Source organism: Kaistella carnis (genome assembly GCF_003860585.1).
In the GTDB taxonomy this organism is placed as follows: Bacteria; Bacteroidota; Bacteroidia; order Flavobacteriales; family Weeksellaceae; genus Kaistella; species Kaistella carnis.
In genome coordinates, this window is the sequence record NZ_CP034159.1 from 101,931 (window position 1) to 120,068 (window position 18,138).

16 protein-coding genes are annotated in these 18,138 nt (G+C 35.9%); 6 read left to right on the top strand and 10 right to left on the bottom strand.

The window, feature by feature from the left end; genetic code table 11:
• Positions 1-76 precede the first annotated feature (76 nt).
• Positions 77-1,042 carry a L,D-transpeptidase gene (locus tag EIB73_RS00415; RefSeq protein ID WP_125021556.1) on the top strand — a complete coding sequence of 322 codons (966 nt, stop codon included), beginning with the start codon at positions 77-79 and terminating at the stop codon, positions 1,040-1,042.
• On the opposite strand, the gene EIB73_RS00420 is transcribed toward EIB73_RS00415, so the two are convergent.
• Together EIB73_RS00420 and EIB73_RS00425 are read right to left on the bottom strand one after the other, a co-directional pair.
• Positions 1,027-1,566 (bottom strand): hypothetical protein, encoded by a 540-nt coding sequence (locus EIB73_RS00420; protein WP_125021558.1) that lies wholly within the window; start codon positions 1,564-1,566, stop codon positions 1,027-1,029. The two genes, EIB73_RS00415 and EIB73_RS00420, sit on opposite strands and share 16 nt — an antisense overlap.
• Positions 1,556-2,890 carry an aspartyl protease family protein gene (locus EIB73_RS00425; protein ID WP_125021560.1) on the bottom strand — a complete coding sequence of 445 codons (1,335 nt, stop codon included), beginning with the start codon at positions 2,888-2,890 and terminating at the stop codon, positions 1,556-1,558. The genes EIB73_RS00420 and EIB73_RS00425 overlap by 11 nt, the downstream gene beginning before the upstream one ends.
• 90 nt (positions 2,891-2,980) lie before the next feature.
• Here EIB73_RS00425 and EIB73_RS00430 point away from each other — a divergent pair, with 90 nt between their 5' ends.
• Positions 2,981-5,524 (top strand): phosphoenolpyruvate carboxylase, encoded by a 2,544-nt coding sequence (locus EIB73_RS00430; RefSeq protein WP_125021562.1) that lies wholly within the window; start codon positions 2,981-2,983, stop codon positions 5,522-5,524.
• A gap of 54 nt (positions 5,525-5,578) precedes the next feature.
• On the opposite strand, the gene EIB73_RS00435 is transcribed toward EIB73_RS00430, so the two are convergent.
• Positions 5,579-7,186, bottom strand: a complete 1,608-nt coding sequence (locus EIB73_RS00435) for a S8 family peptidase (protein WP_125021564.1) — start codon at positions 7,184-7,186, stop codon at positions 5,579-5,581.
• A gap of 270 nt (positions 7,187-7,456) precedes the next feature.
• Between EIB73_RS00435 and EIB73_RS00440 the strand changes: the two genes are divergently transcribed.
• Positions 7,457-8,617, top strand: coding sequence for a DegT/DnrJ/EryC1/StrS family aminotransferase (locus tag EIB73_RS00440; protein WP_125021566.1), 1,161 nt, complete (start codon positions 7,457-7,459; stop codon positions 8,615-8,617).
• A gap of 369 nt (positions 8,618-8,986) precedes the next feature.
• The gene (gene galE / locus EIB73_RS00445; RefSeq protein ID WP_125021568.1) at positions 8,987-10,003 is read left to right on the top strand and encodes a UDP-glucose 4-epimerase GalE; all 1,017 of its coding nucleotides are present in this window, start codon (positions 8,987-8,989) and stop codon (positions 10,001-10,003) included.
• A gap of 89 nt (positions 10,004-10,092) precedes the next feature.
• Here galE and EIB73_RS00450 read toward each other — a convergent pair whose 3' ends face one another.
• The 5 genes from EIB73_RS00450 to pnuC form a co-directional block, all read right to left on the bottom strand.
• Positions 10,093-12,615: a TonB-dependent receptor gene (locus EIB73_RS00450; RefSeq protein WP_125021570.1), complete on the bottom strand. Its 2,523-nt coding sequence runs from the start codon at positions 12,613-12,615 to the stop codon at positions 10,093-10,095.
• Between the two features lie 115 nt (positions 12,616-12,730).
• Positions 12,731-13,768, bottom strand: coding sequence for an endolytic transglycosylase MltG (gene mltG / locus EIB73_RS00455; RefSeq protein WP_125021572.1), 1,038 nt, complete (start codon positions 13,766-13,768; stop codon positions 12,731-12,733).
• Positions 13,769-13,785: 17 nt separating this feature from the next.
• Positions 13,786-14,562 carry a diaminopimelate epimerase gene (dapF, locus tag EIB73_RS00460; RefSeq protein WP_125021574.1) on the bottom strand — a complete coding sequence of 259 codons (777 nt, stop codon included), beginning with the start codon at positions 14,560-14,562 and terminating at the stop codon, positions 13,786-13,788.
• Positions 14,563-14,760: 198 nt separating this feature from the next.
• Positions 14,761-15,354: a hypothetical protein gene (locus EIB73_RS00465; protein WP_125021576.1), complete on the bottom strand. Its 594-nt coding sequence runs from the start codon at positions 15,352-15,354 to the stop codon at positions 14,761-14,763.
• 35 nt (positions 15,355-15,389) lie between these two features.
• A complete protein-coding gene (gene pnuC, locus EIB73_RS00470) occupies positions 15,390-16,070 on the bottom strand; it encodes a nicotinamide riboside transporter PnuC (protein WP_125021578.1) in 681 nt (226 codons plus the stop codon).
• Between the two features lie 98 nt (positions 16,071-16,168).
• Between pnuC and EIB73_RS00475 the strand changes: the two genes are divergently transcribed.
• Both EIB73_RS00475 and EIB73_RS00480 read left to right on the top strand, forming a co-directional pair.
• Positions 16,169-16,735, top strand: coding sequence for a Tll0287-like domain-containing protein (locus tag EIB73_RS00475; protein ID WP_125021580.1), 567 nt, complete (start codon positions 16,169-16,171; stop codon positions 16,733-16,735).
• Positions 16,736-17,050: 315 nt separating this feature from the next.
• Complete coding sequence (locus EIB73_RS00480) at positions 17,051-17,374, top strand: GIY-YIG nuclease family protein (protein ID WP_125021582.1); 324 nt, start codon at positions 17,051-17,053, stop codon at positions 17,372-17,374.
• Between the two features lie 210 nt (positions 17,375-17,584).
• Here EIB73_RS00480 and EIB73_RS00485 read toward each other — a convergent pair whose 3' ends face one another.
• A complete protein-coding gene (locus EIB73_RS00485; protein WP_125021584.1) occupies positions 17,585-17,791 on the bottom strand; it encodes a YgaP family membrane protein in 207 nt (68 codons plus the stop codon).
• Between the two features lie 25 nt (positions 17,792-17,816).
• Positions 17,817-18,122 (bottom strand): hypothetical protein, encoded by a 306-nt coding sequence (locus EIB73_RS00490; protein ID WP_125021586.1) that lies wholly within the window; start codon positions 18,120-18,122, stop codon positions 17,817-17,819.
• Positions 18,123-18,138: the final 16 nt, after the last annotated feature.

Genomic DNA, 18,138 nt, shown 5'->3' on the forward strand with positions numbered 1-18,138 from the left:
TAAAATTTGTTTTAAATCTTCTTAAAACATGTATTGATGGTACTATAATTGCAAATGCAAAGAAAAAAAATAAACAATGTTTGAAAGTTCTACCAGAAAATTCTTTAATATAAGTCTTGCGCTCTTTATGCTGTCTGCAGCAGTTCAATGTAAAAAAGACCAATCTGTTCCGGGAAGTTCAGTTGATTTAATAAAAAATGATTCTTTAGCTAAAGTGAAAGAAGACTCTTTAATACAGGATTCCATTGAAAAAAATAGAGTAACCTACCGTACCCTTATTTTTCCAAAAAACAAAAAGGATTCTACAATGGCAGCTTTTAATAAAGAATTTTCGAACGACGAACAGCATATTATTTTAGCACTGAACCGGTTGGATACGAAGAATAAATGGCGTGCAGATACGCTTTCAATTCCAGATAAATTTGATACGACTTTAATGTCTTACAGTCCTTTTCCGCTGCAATTATCAACATTGGAAAAAGTGAAGAAAATTGCGATGTTTTCTTACCCGATCCAAGCCTACGCATTGTATGAAAATGGCAAACTTATAAAATGGGGTCCCACCAGTTTGGGTAAAAAAGACGCACAAACCAAACGGGGTCTTATGTTCGCCAACTGGAAAAAAGAATTGGCGATATCTACGGTCGACAGCGATTGGAAATTGCCTTATAATGTGAATATTCACAACACGTTGGGCATTGGTTGGCATGAGTATGATCTGCCTGGACATCCCGCATCTCACTCCTGTTTGCGACTGCTTCATGATGATGCAAAGTATCTTTACAGCTGGGCGGATCAGTGGGTTTTAAATAAAGGAGGAGCGACTGTAAAAGCCAACGGAACACCGGTTATTGTTTTTGGTGATTACAATTGGGGTGGAAAAAAACCGTGGAAATATTTAGAAAGTGATCCAAAATTAACTGACATATCCGTAAAGGAAATGGATTCTATCATTCAGCCGTTTCTTGCTAAAATTTTAGAGGAACAGGAAAATCGCGATAAAGTGGTTGCTGAAAAAGATAGTACTCAACCCGCAACCTGATCATTTTCGAAGTGAAGAATAGATTCTTCTGCAAATTTTCGCAACTGCTGCATTTCCGCTTTAGCTTTATATTTTCCAATTCGTGCGGCTAAAAATGTTAAAGCAAGGCAAAGCAGCACCACAAATGAAAATGGAAGTGCCCACCAGAAATCATTGCTTTTGATTTGTTTTTCTACATACCAAAGTGTGATCGCAACCATCCACATGATTCCAAAAATAAAATTGAGAAACATAAAGAAAGTCCAGACTGAAGAAGTAGGTCCAAAAATCCCCCGTATCAATGTTTTATTTTCTTCGGCATCATGTTCTGCACGCAAGGCTAAACAGGGTTTCCAATAGTTGTTGTGCTCAGTTTTTACAATGATAAGTCCACCTTCAACATTTATATTTCCATTATATTCTGCAGCGTTTTCTTTCAAAAAAAGTCTAAGATCGGCCGTATATTCTTCACGGGAAAGATCAGTAAAAATTTTAAATCTTGGTCGGGATCGAATTTGGTCAAGAACAGTTTCTTCAATTTTCATCTTGGTAAGGTATGGGATCTACTAAGGTAATAACAAAATTCTTAATCTCATTGTTCCGTTCTATTTGAATGGAAATTTTTGTTCCATCTTCACTTTTAAAGAGGTTGTTGATTTTTTGAAGCGTGAGGTCGCCGACTTTTTTTCTGTTGATGCTAATGAATTTGTCATTTTTTCGAATTCCCGCAATATAGCAGGGAGAATCTTTACGGCAACCGGCCACAGAAAATTTAGGCTTTAAAATAAAATTGTAGTGAAAAGCTGAGACTGCATTGTAAACCGGAGTTCCCTCAATATCGGTATTTGTTCTTTTGGTTTCAATGGTGACCACATCTTTTTCCCACTCCATTCCATCATGCTGAACATCGAGTCCACTGCTGTTGAATAAAAAAGGGTCATTAAAAGATCGGTTCTTTTTCAGGAACAGTCGGTTATTCGGATAATCAAAAATCACGGTAAATCTTCTGAGTATTTCATTACCTATAGACCCTTTTCGGTTGGGTACCAATTTTAAATTTTGAATAGAGTATTCATCCGGCATAGCGGTGAGCGGTTTTTCAAATACAAATTCATCAAGATATAAACGGTGAATTCTGCTTCTTTTTCCAAAGACATCTCCATTAAAACCTCTTCCTAAATAATCATCAATATTCGGTCGGTTGTATTCAAAATTTTCAATCAGTTTGGGAAAAAGCCACAAAGCATCACTGTTTCCTAAGTCAATCAGCATTTTTGAAGGAACTTTTTGGGAAGTCATTTCTACATCTGCGATGATGTAAGGTTTATTTTTTTCTATAGTGATAGGGAATTCCCGCGATCTGCGCGATCGCTTTTCTGCATCTTTTTCAGTGTTAAAAACCGTGATATATTTCGATTGGTAATTAATTTCAATGGCGTGATTCATAAAGAAATTATAACCAATAATCCCATTTACAGGAACTCCAACATGCGAAGAAAAATTAATGCTTTCATCAAGAATTATGTAAATCATGTGTTTCAGATCTTCATAATTCTTTCCGATCTTCACAATGTTGTTTTCAGAACTTAAACCTTCAATTTCAAAGCTTTCTCCCAATCCAGAAAATTTCACTTTTTCTGTTTCTTTAAAATTAATTTCCTTGTCATCCAAGCTGAAAAGAATGGTTTCTTTCACCCCGGAATCCAGTAAAAAAGAAAGGTTGACTCCATTAATGTTTACTGGAATTAGAATCAAATTATTAATAAGCTGGAAGGGAATAAGGGCTTTTTTAGAATCTGTAATTTCAAAACCTTTCTGTGCAAAAGAAGTTGCGAAAATAAAAAGCAGTAAAAAGTTTAGAAATTTCATCTAATGAAGATACAAATTTCTGTGTGAATTTCATTAAAATTTTAATGAAATGAATCCAATTAGAGAATTTATTTATCCTAAATTTGTTACATGCTACACGAAGAAAAAAAAGAAAAGTTCCGCCAGCTGGTCGAAAATAAGTTTCAAATTTACAACTCATTATTTATGAGTTTGCCGTACGATAAAATGTCGAATATTGGCATGTTACTCCCTTTCCTTTATGAAGAAAGCAGGCTCGGTTATGAAGCCGGTAAAAGTCCGGAAGAAATCGTAGACGAATTTTTTAATAAGCATACTGAACTGAAAACGGAGGAGCAAAAAACAGAGCTGCTGTTCAAAATTATTCAGTACATCGAGCGTCAGGTTGTTTTATATGACAGTATTGAAGATGCTGCTTTCCCCCAATTACACTCAGAAAGTGATGCCGGAACCGTATTGCAGTTGCATGAGCGTGCTTTGCAGGAACATCAGCTTGAAGCAACGCGGAAAAAATTGAAGGACTTTGCTATAAAAGTGGTTTTCACGGCGCACCCCACACAGTTTTATCCGAATTCAGTACAGCGTATTTTACATGATCTGCGCACCGCCATTCTGAACGATTCTGTTACCGAAATAGATATGCTTTTACAACAGCTGGGAAAAACCCCTTTTGTAAATAAAGAAAAACCAACGCCTCTAGATGAAGCCATGAGCATTATTTTTTATCTTCGGTATGTGTATTATGACACCATTGGTGAGTTGTATAAGAAAATTAAAAATACTTTCGGGACACAAAATTTCACGCCTGCACCGGATTTAATTCAAATGGGATTTTGGCCGGGTGGTGACCGCGATGGGAATCCTTTTGTCACCGCAGAAATTACGCAGCAGGTAGCGCATGAACTTCACATTTCTATTTTGAAATCCTACTACGCCCATCTTAAAAAGCTCCGTAGAAGATTGAGTTTTCGGGGAGTTTCAGAAGTTTTAGAACATTTAAGTGATGACTTGTATGACGCTATTTTTAAACAGGAAAAAGTAATTTCTACAGAGGATATTTTAAATAAAATTAAAGAAGCGCAAACGATATTAACGGAACAGCACAATGGATTATTTAAAAATCTTCTGGAAGATTTCAGTGATCGGGTTAAAATTTTCGGGACTCATTTTGCGACCTTAGATATTCGCCAGGATAGCCGCGTTCATCAGGAAGTCATTGATGAAATTGTCGCTAAAAAATCCGGTATGAACAGTGAAACAATAACCATTGAGGAAAAACTGAACTGGCTTTTAAAAACTGATTTGATTCTTGACCCAAATGATTTTGAAGGTATCACAAAAGATACGCTGCAAAATGTTTACAATGTAAAAAGCATGCAGCAAAAGAATGGGGAGCGCGGATTGAACCGATATATTATTTCAAATTCCGAATCGATAAAAGATGTTTTAAATGTCTTTGCTCTTTTCCGACTTTGCGGGTATCGCGAAGAAGAAATTAATATGGATATCGTGCCTCTTTTTGAAACCATGGAAGGTTTGGACCGTGCTCAGAACGTGATGAAGGAACTTTATGAAATGCCGGTTTATAAAAAACATTTGGCACATCGCAAAGACATCCAAACAATTATGCTTGGTTTTTCTGATGGAACCAAAGACGGTGGCTATTTAAAAGCCAATTGGGAAATTTATGAAACCAAAGAACAGTTGACCAAGGTCTCCGATGATCACCATATAAAAGTGGTTTTCTTTGATGGCAGAGGCGGACCGCCTGCGAGAGGTGGTGGTAAAACCCACGATTTTTATGCATCTCAAGGAAAGACCATTGCCAATCATCAAATTGAATTGACCGTGCAGGGACAAACAATCACGAGTGTTTTTGGGAATAAAGATCAGGCGAAATATAATTTTGAACAGTTATTAACAGCCGGAATTGAAAACGATGTTTTTAAAAATGCAAAAAAAGACTTAACGGAAAATGAAAGGAATCTTATCGAAGAATTGGCAGAACTCAGTTATAAAAAATATTCCGATCTAAAAGCGCACCCGCGTTTTGTGCCTTATTTACAGGAAATGAGTACGCTGGAATACTACGGAAAAACCAATATCGGAAGTCGACCTACGAAACGTGGCGCGGGAAACGAATTAAAATTTGAAGATTTGCGTGCTATTCCTTTCGTCGGTTCCTGGAGTCAGCTGAAGCAGAATGTACCTGGTTTTTTCGGTTTCGGACATGCTTTGCAGGAATTAAAAAATCAAAGCCGCTTTGAGGAGGTGAAGAATTTATACAAAGGTTCCGATTTCTTTAAAACATTGGTTTTAAATTCGATGATGAGTATGAATAAATCCTATTTTCCGCTGACTTCTTACATGAAAAAGAATGAAAAGTTTGGTGAGTTCTGGACTATTCTTTCCGACGAATATAATCTCTCCAAACAATTGATGCTTGAGTTAACCGGCTTTAAAGAATTAATGGAAGAAGAGCCCCTTTCCCGCATGTCGGTAAAAATTCGGGAGAGAATCGTGTTGCCACTTTTGAGTATTCAGCAATATGCCTTAATCAAAATTCAAAAAGAAGAAGGCAACCGTGCGGCTTACGAAAAGCTCGTCATGCGTTCGCTCTTTGGAAACATTAATGCAAGTCGTAATTCAGCTTAAATAAAAAAGACCTTCAGAAAATGAAGGTCTTTTTAATTTTAGTGAAAAGAATTTTTATTGTTTTATGATTTTTTCAACGTAATGATTTTGATCTGTTTTAACCTTTAAAAAGTAGATCCCTTTTGGAAAACCTTCCATCGTATTTGTCTTTTCATTTTTTAAAGACTTAATCATTCTTCCTAGCGAATCATACAGTTCCAAAGATTCAGTTTTTTCATCGGTTTTAATGGTGAATTCTCTAATCACAGGATTTGGATAGATTTGAAGTTTAGATTTTGGTCCATTTTCCGCCGTAGACAAAGCTGCGTTATTCAGCGTTTTTTCAAAGTTCAGAATTCCATACCCCATTTGATCGGTATGGTTCGGAAATAAAGACGAATTCTGCCGAAGTAAATCGCGCACTTGCGACAATGTTTTGGTAGGAATTGCCTGCAGTAAACATGCAACGCCGCCTGCCGCTAAAGGAGTTGCAAAAGAGGTTCCGCTTCCGGAGGTCACGGCATTATTGTAGCCCATATAGGTGTTTGTTGCACGTGCGCTCGCATCGGGTTTTACCAGCCCCACCGCATTCGGACCGTAAGAAGAAAAAGAAGAACTGGAACCGGTTACGGTTACGCCTCCTATGGTGAATACTTTTTCATTATCTGCCGGAGCGATGATATAGTGCCAGGGTTTTTGGGCTTCATTTCCGGCTGCTGCCAAGACGAAAATTCCTTTTTCTGCCGCTATTTGAGAAGTGCGGGAAATAAATGAAGTGGTTCCGTTCATATCTGCATAAACCAAATCATAGCGCGGATCATCAAATTCATAATATCCTAAAGAAGTGCTGATGATATCGGCGCCTTTTCGATCTGCTTCTTCCGCTGCTTCGGTCCAGTAAAGTTGCTCTTCCGGAATTTCATTGTCGGCGTCTTCAGTAGCATAAAGATAAAAATCTGCATCGGGTGCCGTCCCTACAAAACTGTTTTCAACATATGCTGCAATTACCCCTAAACAGTAGGAACCATGATTATTAAGAGAAGTATTATAGATGTCTGTACTTTTATTAATGAAATTATAGCCTCCTTTAATTTGACCGTTATTACGTATTCTGGCGTATACAGAACCTGTATTCACTCGTGGAAATCCTGTGTCAATCACGGCAATGGTTATTCCTGCACCAGTGTATCCGGCAACATGCAAAGGCCGCAAATTTACCTGATTGATCTGGGCTAAAGCATCACCATAATTGAAATCGGTTTTACCAACAGAATTATTGAATTCTTCAAATTTATTTATTTTTCTAAGTGCAGATTTTCCGCCATTCGGATGTTTAATAAAACGCTCCACCGATTGCACGTAAGGCTTAGATTCTAAATCGGAAATCTGCTCAGGGGTCGCGTTTACGGCTACGCCATTCATCCATTTTGAATAATCATTAACCGTAAATCCGAGGTTTCTGATGTTTTGGATATAACTTGGCTCAATAGGAGCATCCTGATCATTAAGCGCAATTCCCAAACGGGTTCTGCGGTCCAGTGATTTTTGAGAAAGCTCACTCAAAGGATTGGCATAGAAAGCAGCTTTATTCGGTTTGTCTTTAAAATAAACAAAAACAAATTCTGTCTGCGCATTTGCAAAGAGAAAAAATACCAATATAAAAAGGGATAAAATCTTTTTCATTTCGAAATTATTAAAGTGTAACAAAAATACTAAAATGTTATGTTTTATAATCTTAATATAATAAATATTTACGATATTTATTGTGCTGCAGTTTATATTTTAAGAAAGTAATTTTTTATGCTGATCGCTTTGAACTAATGGTTTTTGATACCAAGTTTGCTTTTTGACCAAGTTGATAGAGATTAGATTTTGATGAGTAAAATAAAAACATTCATGCTGTTTTAATTTTTTAAAAAACTTAATTTTAGTAAATTTGAACAAATATTTTTTATGAAAAAGATTCAAATGGTTGACCTGCAAAGTCAATATTATAAAATAAAAGCTGATGTTGACAATGGGATCCTTAATGTGTTAAACCAAGCAGCATTCATTAATGGTCCGGAAGTAAAATCATTCCAGTCCGAATTAGAAACTTATTTAGATGTAAAACATGTGATTCCCTGTGCAAACGGTACTGATGCGCTTCAGATCGCATTGATGGCTTTGGGGCTAAAGGAAGGTGATGAGGTTATTACCGCCGATTTTACTTTTGCAGCAACGGTTGAAGTTATTCATTTATTAAAATTAAAATCGGTTTTAGTAGATGTTGATTATGATACCTTCACCATGGATACTGAAAAACTGAAAGCTGCGATTACGCCAAAAACAAAAGCCATCATTCCGGTTCATCTGTTTGGCCAATGTGCAAATATGGAAGAAATTCTAAATATAGCAAAAGAGCATAACCTATATGTCATCGAAGATAACGCACAGGCAATTGGTTCTGAATTTACTTTTTCTGATGGAAGCGTAAAAAAATCCGGGACAATGGGAATTATTGGAACGACTTCATTTTTCCCTTCTAAAAATTTGGGTTGTTATGGAGATGGTGGAGCCATTTTTACCCAAGATGATAACCTTGCACACAAAATAAGAGGAATTGTAAACCACGGAATGTATGAGAGATATTACCACGATGAGGTAGGTGTAAATTCCCGGTTAGACAGTATTCAGGCCACCGTTTTGAGAAAAAAATTGCCACTCCTTGATACGTATAATGAAGCAAGACGAAAAGCAGCTGATTACTACGATGAAGCATTTGCGGGGTGTGCAGAAATTTTAACGCCGAAAAGAGCCGAATATTCCACGCATGTTTTTCATCAATATACCTTAAGAATAACGAACGGTCAGAGAAATGAATTACAGCAATTCTTAACGGAAAAGGAAATTCCTGCCATGATTTATTATCCCGTGGCTTTGAGAAAACAAAAAGCCTATTTCCAAGATAGTAACGATGCTGATTTTGTAAATACGGACAAACTTTTAGGAGAAGTTATTTCATTGCCAATGCATACAGAATTAGATGATGAGCAGTTGAAATACATCTCGGATGCGGTTCTTGAATTCATGGCAAAATCGAAGAGCCCCGAAGTTTCAGATCAACAAACCTAAATATGAATGAGCCCCAAAATGATTACTTAAATTCTAAACGAAAATCAAATAAGACAAAACATATAGTTTTAAGAGCTGGACTTTTAGTGATTACGCTTTTATTAATGATCATTAGGTCAGCTTACACGGGAAATGGATGGTGAGTCTTAATGAGCTTGATCTTAGGTTTTGGATTGGCGATCATTTGGTTCCTTTTTATATTAATTGAAACTTTTATTTTGTACTCCAAAAAGAAAGCGGATTTAGCGAAAATCAATATCATTATGTTGGGCGTTTTTATTTTCTCAGCAGTAGTGATATTTTTTTATTTACAATAAATAAGCTGCAGAAAATTCGCCTCATATCTTATCAATAAGCAATTTTAAAAAAATGACAATACTCGTTACCGGCGGTCTCGGTTACATTGGTTCTCACACGGTTGTAGAACTTTTACAAAATAATTTTCAAGTCATCATTGTTGATGATATGTCAAATTCTGAAAAATTTATTCTCGATAACATTGAGAAAGTCGCTGGAAAGAGACCTGTTTTTTTTCCTTTCGATTTAAAGAGAAAAGAATTGCTTTCCCAGGTTTTCGATGCATATGAAATCGATGGCTGTATCAATTTCGCGGCCTATAAAGCAGTGGGAGAGAGTCAGGAAAAACCTTTGGATTATTATGAAAATAATTTGTTTTCTCTGATTAATATTCTTCAGGAATTTAAAGCGAGAAATATTAGTAATTTCATTTTCAGTTCCTCCTGTACCGTTTACGGTCAAGCAGATCAACAGCCGATTGACGAAAATACACCATTGAAAATGCCGGAATCATCGTACGGAAAAACCAAGCAAATGGGCGAGGAGATTCTGAAAGATTTTGCGACGGCGTATCAAAAGAAAGTTTCTTTGCTTCGATATTTTAATCCGATCGGTTCTCATCCAACGGCACTTTTGGGAGAATTGCCGCTTGGTATTCCCAATAATTTGGTTCCTTATGTCACTCAAACTGCTGCGGGAATTCGTGAAAAACTGTCGATATTCGGAAACGATTATCCAACGGAAGATGGAACTGCAATCCGTGATTATATTTATGTGGTCGATTTAGCGAAAGCGCACGTAAAAGCTTTGCAAAAATTAATGGCCGATCCTGCAGAAACTGTGATCGATACGTATAACTTGGGAACTGGAAAGGGTTCATCTGTTTTAGAAGTGGTACAAGCTTTTGAATCAGCAAATGAGGTGAAAGTTCCTTATCAGATCTGCGAAAGAAGAGCGGGTGATATTACCATCGCTTACGCCAATGCCGATAAAGCAGAAAGAGAACTGGGCTGGAAAGCTGAAACTTCTTTGGAAGAAGCTTTACGTACGACCTGGGAATGGCAGAAATATTTGGAAAGTAGAAAATAACAAGTGGTAACTAATATAAAAAAATCCTGAAAAAATAAATTTCAGGATTTTTTAGTTTTTGATATTCAATATTAAACATCAAGCATTTTTTACATTGGTGGACCTTGATCGTCTCCTCCAGCATCATTGGCATTGATGTCTTTTTTACGTTTCGGTGCATCTACTTTTTCACCTTGTTTAAATCGGTAAGTTAGAGAAACATTAAAACTTCTTGGACTCCAACGCATATAAGAATCTCTTTCATAACCGGGACCGAAACTCGTTGTGTTTCTACCTCTTGTTCCTAAGATATCCTGAATATTAAATGCGATTGTTCCATTGTTATTCCAAATGGTTTTATTAGCTCCGAAATTTAAAACATACATGTCTTTACTTTCACTGGAAGCGGTTTTTTGTCCTCCACGATAGAATCCTTGCAACTGCATGTTCAAGGTTTTATCGATCTTGAAACTGTTGGTTAATCTAATTCTTGTAGAAAAACCTGAACCATCAAAAGAAAGCGGCGTTTGCATTCTGTTCGGGTCAAAATAAGAACCTTCCGATTTGTAACCAAAAAGATCTGCACTTGCCATAATTTTATACCAAGGCAAAAGATCGGCAGTCACATTTAAATCTAAACCATAGCTTGTTTCATTTCCTACATTATAAGGACTTGTAACTAAAACATCTGAACCAATGGATTGACTTAACAATACAAATTTTACATCATCTTTTGTTTTTCTGTAATACAAAGTTGGATTAATGGTGAATTTTTTCTTCTGAATGGCATATCCTAATTCAAATGAATCAATGTATGACGGATTTAGATCTTCATTACCACGGAACAAATTCTGACGGTTGGCCAGTGAAGTCGGGTAAGGAATCAAGAACCAAGAACGTGGTCTGTTAATTCTTCGGGAATAATTTAATAGTAATTGATTATTGTTACTTCCTAAATCATAACTAAGGAAAACACTCGGGAAAAATCCTGTATAATCTTTCTTTTTATTTGAAGTATTTCCACTTAAACTTTCGTACTCAATATTAATTTGAGAATTTTCTGCTCTTAATCCTAATTGGTACCCTAACTTATTAAATTTACTTTTGAATTGAACATAACCTGCGTTGATGGTTTCATCATAAACGGTATTTCCACTGTATGCATTTACGATTCCGTAGTTTAAGTTGGCATCAGTTTCACGATTTAGGAAATCGTAATCATTTACGTTGTTATCAATTCTGTAGCCTGCTTCAAATTTTGAGATTTCTCCAATCGGCAATTCATAATCAATCTTACCAATCAAAGATTTATTAATGGTATGATTGTCTCCTAAACTTCCGTACTGAAAAACGGACTGGTCATATTCTTTCGAATCTTCTACGGATTCGTTATCACTTTTCTGTAAACTTAAGGAAAGATAAATATTGTGTCCCTTATCATTAAACTTATGATCTAAACCAATATCTCCTTGTAAAGAAAGGTTAGAACTGTTTCCTAAGGCCGTTGTTTGTGAATAACTGTTTAAGATTCTGGAAGCATTATAATTAAAGTTATCTACCGTATTATTGCTCGTATTAGAGAAGCTTCTAACCATCCCGGAAAGGTTGAACGATGTTTTCTCTGTCAAATCAACGGCGAAACCTGCGGTCGCATTGTAATTATTGCTTTCACTTTTATTATTAGAATTTTGCTCAAAGTATCTGGTAGTTGCAAGTGTAGTGGTATCAAAGAATCGCGTATCGCTATCGCTTTTTCCTTCTCCTTTACGGTAACCACCACCACCATTCAGAAACCACGTCCAGCTTCCTTTTTTCCAACTTAAATTCGTATTTAAACTCGTGCTTGGTAAATATCCTAAACTTCCGGTAACGCTACCGTTGAAGCCCATTCCTTTGGTTTTCTTTAAAATAATATTTAAAATACCCGCAGTTCCGCTGGCTTCAAATTTTGAAGAAGGGTTGGTAATAACCTCAATTCGTTCAATTTGATCTGCCGGGATGGATTGTAAGCCACCTGGACCACTATCGATTCCAAGCAGAGCAGAGGGTTTTCCGTTAATCAGGAATTTTACGTTTGAGTTTCCTCTCATAGAGACCGTACCATCGGTATCTACATCTACAGAAGGAACATTAGATAAAACATCTTGCAAATTACCACCTTTACTAAGAATGTCAGTAGAAGGATCGTAAACTTTCTTGTCAAGTTCTACACGGTACGGTTTCACTGCCTGAGCAGTAATCGTTACGCCTTGTATATCCTGCGTTTTTCCGTCAGTTAAAGAACCTTCAGATTCTACAGTGAAATTACCCAAATTAGCTGCGCCGGAAATCTGCTTGTTCAAAGTTGATTTCTTATAGTCAATAGCTTCAATGATGATATCGTAGTTTCCGGGAACAAGATCAAGTTTATATTGTCCTTTTTCGTCACTTAATGCAGCATCACTATAAAGTTTATTTGCCTTGTTACTAAAGGTTACAGAAGCGTAAGGAACAGCGTTATTCTGCTTATCGACAATGGTTCCGCTGATGTTAACTTTCTGCTGGGCAAATGCAAAACTTGCAGCACCCAAAACGAAAGTAAGAGCTAAAGTTCGTTTTTTAATAATTGATGAAATCTCAATTTTGTTCGTCATAATTTTAGTTTAAACTATACTGATTGCTTTTTATTACAAAAGTTAAATTAAATGTCTGTTTATATTTTTTAAAAAATCCTCGACTCCGCGGTCAAAAAATTAGCAAAATAATCTCTTATTTTATATTTTTAGAATTCAGCCAATCCTGATATTCCTTCGCATTCACAGCATGTTCTGCTGCACTTGCTGTAAATTTATGGAATCCAAATCGCGCTGGATCTGCACACATATAGATAAAATCGTTCTTTTGTGCATTTAAAACAGCGTCAACCGAATTTTTATCAACCATACAGATTGGTCCTGGCGGAATTCCCGCTGAGAAATACGTGTTGTAGGGAGATGCTTCACGTAAATGTTTAAATAAGACCCGTCTTATCGGATCACCCTGAAAGTTGTTTGCTTTACTCACCGCATAAATTACGGTAGGGTCACTCTGCAGTTTCATGCCTTTTCGGTGACGGTTCAAATATAACCCTGCTACGGTTTTCATTTCATCGGGTTTGCCGCCGGTTTCTTTGTAAACTAGAGATGCCAAGGCATAAATTTGGTCTCTGCTGAGTCCTAAACTTTGCTCTTTTCCTTTTCGTTCGGCAGTCCAGAAAGCATTATATTGATCTTCAAATTTTTTAAAGAATTCCTCCGGCGTTACCGTCCAAAAGAAATTATAGGTATCGATGAAAAAATATTTTTTTAACTCTTCAGCATTGGTAAGTCCTTTCTGCGTGGCGATTTTATTTAAATCTGTAGCAAACCGTAAAGAATCGAGTTCTGTTTTTTTTGCGACTTTCCCAACCATTTGATAAACCGTAAAGAAATCTCCAATTCGAAATGTGTTTTCAGTTTGGTTACCGGCTTTAATCATATTAACAAGATCGGTGTTATTGGTTCCGGATTTAATTCGATATCTACCAGCTTGGAAAAAGCGGTCCATATTTTTACTCTTCGCTACCTGAGCAAACTGGTCTTTATTTTTAACATAAGGTGAAATGGAATCCAAAATAGAATTGAAATTGGCAGAGTGCGGAATTAAAATGTAACCTTCTTTAGCAACATTATTTCCATAAAATTTCTTGTAATATTGATATCCAAAAAAACTTCCGACTGCAAAAATCAGAAGCACGATTACCAAAACAATTCCGAAGCCTTTTTTCATATCTAAACGATAACTTTTTATAAACTGATTTTTCCTTTGAATACCTGTTTTGCAGGACCTTCTAACCAAATGTTTTTGAAAGAATCACCATCCTGTTCTGCGTAAACTTTTAGATTGCCACCCAGAACTTTTACCTTTACCGAAGGTTGATTTTTATCTTTCAGGAAAACCAATGCCGAGGCTGTTGCTCCAGTTCCACAACTGAAAGTTTCATCTTCAACGCCCCGTTCATATGTTCTGATAAAGATTTCGTCTGCTGAGATTTCTTCCACAAAATTTACATTGATTCCTTCCTGACAATAAGACGCAGAATTTCTGATTTTGTTACCGTTTTCGAAAACTTTATAATCCTTTAACATTTGTACGAAAGTCACATAATGAGGTGAACCGGTATTCAACTCGAAATTTCCATCAATGGTTTTAATGGAATCCACGTCGATCATTTTCAATTTGATAATGCCGTTATTGATTTCCGCTTCGTGCAAACCATCGATTGCGGTAAAGGTTGTCTGATCTTCGAACATGTCCAGGAAATGAGCGAAGGCTACGAGACATCTTCCGCCGTTTCCGCACATGGTACTTTCGTTTCCGTCGGAGTTATAATAAACCATTTTGAAATCAGCCGCTGGATCGTTTTCCAGTAAAATCAATCCATCGCCGCCGATGCCGAAGCGTCGGTCGCATAATGTTTCAATGATTCCTTTCTCTTTTGGAAACTGCAGATCGCGATTATCTATTATGACAAAATCATTTCCAGTTCCCTGATACTTAAAAAATTCAATGGTATTTTGCATAAAGAAAAGGTTTTTATCCCTTGTAATTTTGGGACTGCAAAGATACTTAAATCTTTATGATACTTTAAATGCACTAATAGTTTGTATCATTTACGTTGATGGAGTTGATGGAGTTTTTTCCATTCAAAATAAATTTTGATTTTGAAGTCTCATCAACCGAGAACTATTTTTGAGATTAGATCTTTATCAGTAAATGATTTACTGAGGAATTAATTTGAATTTTCCTTCTTGCGAAATTTGGTAAGTTGTTATGGTCTTGATTGGTTCGTCATTCCTGTAATTCCAATCTTCAACTACTATTTTATTTTGATTGATAGAACTCGTTTTTCTAAATGCAGATTCAGCGATTTCATCGTAAGCGATATCTAACTGATCGATAATTTGATCATTTTCGCTAATATTCACGAGCGTCGTAAAGAGTTCATGCTCTCCTTGATAATAAGAAATCACCACCGATTGAAACTTTTCTGAAAAATGGAGTTGGTATTTTAAACGGCTATTTTGTATTTCAGGCTGATCTTTTTTAAATTGAATTTTCTTAAAAAATAAATCATTTTTAATTCCTAGGTTGTGATAGTTATCAAAATTGGTGGAATCTATCAGCGGAAAACTTTTGTTGGGGAGATCCGGAAACTTATTATTAATCGGATCATCAATATTTTTCTCTTTAATTACCGCAAGAGTATCTTTTACAATATTGGTTTCCTTAAAGGAATATTGGTTTTTTAAAGATTTTTCTTGACAACCTGTGGTAGAAAAAACAACTGCCAATATTAAAAGATAACGTTTCATATCTTGAAGTTTTTCATTTTTAGCAGAAAGTTGGTTTAAACAACATTATCAGCGTGTTGGAGTTGATGTCCTTTTTTCCATTCTAAATAACCAATAACTGCCATTGCCGTAAATACAAAATATTGAATCGAGGTTATTCCCAAACCTTTATAGATCATCATCGGAATACAAATCAAGTCACCTACGATCCAGAAGATCCAGTTTTCAATTTTACGTTTTGCCATTAACCACATTCCAACCAGAAAAATTGCCGTAGTGAAAACATCTAACCAGTTCGCCCAATCCAAATGATACAAACCTAGTTGCACATTTTCCATGGAGAAATGATTATCGATAAATGGTTTGTAATAATAGACGAGGGTGACCAAAATTAAACTGATAAGAAATAAAACTCCGGCGAAGATCCATTCTTTTTTCGATGCCCAGGAAACTCCAACGTGAATGTGATCTTCGGAACTTTTCGCCCATAAAACCCAGCCGTAAACGCTCATCACGGTGTAATAAAAATTAATCATCATGTCGCCAAGCAAGCCAAAATTGAAGAGAATATATACGTAAAGTGCTGTAGAAATTATTCCGGTTGGATAAACCCAGATATTTTTTTTAATGGAAAAGTAAACGCTCAGGACTCCAAAAACAGTGGCAATCGCTTCGAGTGCAATTTGAAAATTATCGTAGGTTTCGTAAGGTTGCAGAAAGAGTTCGTAGAAATTCATGAGTTCAAAGATAAGTTTTTCTGAAAATAAAAACGAGTGTAACTTTAGTCACAGATCTTGTTGAAAAGTCATCTTATCTTTGAATCAAATTAAAAATCATGAAAAAAGTTTTGGTATTAAGTGGTTTCGCTCTTCTATTTCTACAGTGCGGAAATAAAATCGTTCATGAGGAAACTTCAACTAAAGAAGTCGCAACAATCAGCTCTGATTCACTTCACAGTTATGCGACCGAAACCAAGAAACTTTTGATGAAAAATGTAGCAGAACAAATGCAGAAAGGCGGACCGGAATCCGCTTTGGGGTTCTGCAATATCGAAGCAATGCCTTTAACAAAATCGATGTCGGACAAACATGGTTTCGTGATTTCCAGAGTTTCTGATAAAAGGCGTAATCCGAAAAATGTTGCCAACCCACAAGAGTTGAAACTGATTGAACAATACAAAAAACAATTGTTAGCAGGTGAACTTTTAAAACCCGTTCGCACCGAAACTCATTACTACGAACCTTTGGTTACGAATGGAATGTGTTTGCAATGTCATGGCGAACCTGGGAAAAATATTCAGCCAAAAGTAGTGGCGAAAATTACCGAGTTATATCCAAACGATTTAGCATTGGGTTATAAAGAAAACGAAGTCCGCGGACTGATCAGTATTAAAACGAAGTAGTTTATTTTTAAGTGTTAGGATTGACCGTTGCATTTTTGTGGCGGTTTATTTTTTATTATCCAAAGTTTGTCACGCTGGAAGCGTCTCACACACACACACGACCGACGTAGAATTTCTTTCAGAATGACAAATGATCGGCAAAAAGCCACCATTTTTGTCACGCTGGAAGCGTCTCCGCATAGATATTCCTACGGAATGACAAAAGCACGTGACAGAAGGATTTGACAAATAATATAGAGAAAACTAAAGAAAAGATAGGTGATAAAAAACTAGTCCTTAATCTGTAATTTATTAAATTAGTAAAAACACATTGCCATGATTGAATTTACAGAAGGTATTTATGATTTTTACGTGTACATTTTAACCAATAAAAATAAGACCGTTCTATATACTGGCGTTACCAACAATATAAGACGCAGGTTGAAAGAACATCGAGAAAAAAAGAATCCAAAAAGTTTTACTGCGCGATATAATGTTGAGTTTTTAATTTACTATGAACATTTTGGCTGGATTCAACTTGCTATAGCAAGGGAAAAAGTAATCAAAGATTTAAGAAGAGAATTAAAGTTAGATCTGATTAAAAGTTTTAATCCTGACTTTCATTTCTTGAATTCGCATTTTGAGATTCCTACGGAATGACAAAAGCGGGATATAGTATTAGTTTACAGAAAGTTTGTCCCGCTGGAAGCATCTGTGCGTTTAGATTCCTCCGGAATGACAAAACTGGGATATAGTAAGTAGTTTACACAAAGTTTGTCACGCTGGAAGCGTCTCATACTTAAAAATTCTTTTAGAATGACAAATCCCCACAAAATTAACTGTAGGGATTTATCATTTTAAAATTTCTTGCTAAACTCCACAAGAATCACCTTCATTGCTAACTCCTAATTTTCCTAAAATCTTATCGAGCAAACACCAATTCGTCATCGATGATTGTAGTAAATTAATTCCCACAAATCCAGTTAGCCACAACCAATTTTGGTTGACATAAATGGATAAAAGGATACTTGCCAAAATCATGGTTCCGGCGAAAGCGTGTATTATTCTAGTTTTCATTTTATTTATTTTGATATTTATTTTTTTAAAATTGCTGTTCCAAATTGATCAAAGCAATGTGAACTTTGGATAATATTTCTTGTCCAAAATTGAATTCCTCAATTTTTTTAAGAATTAAAGGCGTGTTTTCTTCCGGTAGAAAAACGGTGAATAATAGAGAGCCTATTTCTGCATAAGAGGAAGCAAACCAATTATCGACGACGTTGATTTGAGCGTCATTTTTGAAACCTTTTACAGTACTGTAAGTAAAAGATTTTACTCCTGATTTTACCAATATATTTTTGATTTCGCTTTCACATTCCTTGATTGCGGTGATGAGTAATAGTTTCATAAGTGTTGTTTTAAAA

Excerpts from the sequence above, each read along its gene's own strand:
- EIB73_RS00435 (WP_125021564.1), bottom strand. The coding sequence starts at position 7,186 with ATGAAAAAGATTTTATCCCTTTTTATATTGGTATTTTTTCTCTTTGCA.
- pnuC (WP_125021578.1), bottom strand. The coding sequence starts at position 16,070 with ATGAATTTCTACGAACTCTTTCTGCAACCTTACGAAACCTACGATAAT.
- EIB73_RS00485 (WP_125021584.1), bottom strand. The coding sequence starts at position 17,791 with ATGAAAACTAGAATAATACACGCTTTCGCCGGAACCATGATTTTGGCA.
- EIB73_RS00450 (WP_125021570.1), bottom strand. The coding sequence starts at position 12,615 with ATGACGAACAAAATTGAGATTTCATCAATTATTAAAAAACGAACTTTA.
- EIB73_RS00465 (WP_125021576.1), bottom strand. The coding sequence starts at position 15,354 with ATGAAACGTTATCTTTTAATATTGGCAGTTGTTTTTTCTACCACAGGT.
- mltG (WP_125021572.1), bottom strand. The coding sequence starts at position 13,768 with ATGAAAAAAGGCTTCGGAATTGTTTTGGTAATCGTGCTTCTGATTTTT.
- EIB73_RS00475 (WP_125021580.1), top strand. The coding sequence starts at position 16,169 with ATGAAAAAAGTTTTGGTATTAAGTGGTTTCGCTCTTCTATTTCTACAG.
- EIB73_RS00425 (WP_125021560.1), bottom strand. The coding sequence starts at position 2,890 with ATGAAATTTCTAAACTTTTTACTGCTTTTTATTTTCGCAACTTCTTTT.
- EIB73_RS00430 (WP_125021562.1), top strand. The coding sequence starts at position 2,981 with ATGCTACACGAAGAAAAAAAAGAAAAGTTCCGCCAGCTGGTCGAAAAT.
- EIB73_RS00440 (WP_125021566.1), top strand. The coding sequence starts at position 7,457 with ATGAAAAAGATTCAAATGGTTGACCTGCAAAGTCAATATTATAAAATA.
- EIB73_RS00415 (WP_125021556.1), top strand. The coding sequence starts at position 77 with ATGTTTGAAAGTTCTACCAGAAAATTCTTTAATATAAGTCTTGCGCTC.
- galE (WP_125021568.1), top strand. The coding sequence starts at position 8,987 with ATGACAATACTCGTTACCGGCGGTCTCGGTTACATTGGTTCTCACACG.
- EIB73_RS00480 (WP_125021582.1), top strand. The coding sequence starts at position 17,051 with ATGATTGAATTTACAGAAGGTATTTATGATTTTTACGTGTACATTTTA.
- dapF (WP_125021574.1), bottom strand. The coding sequence starts at position 14,562 with ATGCAAAATACCATTGAATTTTTTAAGTATCAGGGAACTGGAAATGAT.
- EIB73_RS00420 (WP_125021558.1), bottom strand. The coding sequence starts at position 1,566 with ATGAAAATTGAAGAAACTGTTCTTGACCAAATTCGATCCCGACCAAGA.
- EIB73_RS00490 (WP_125021586.1), bottom strand. The coding sequence starts at position 18,122 with ATGAAACTATTACTCATCACCGCAATCAAGGAATGTGAAAGCGAAATC.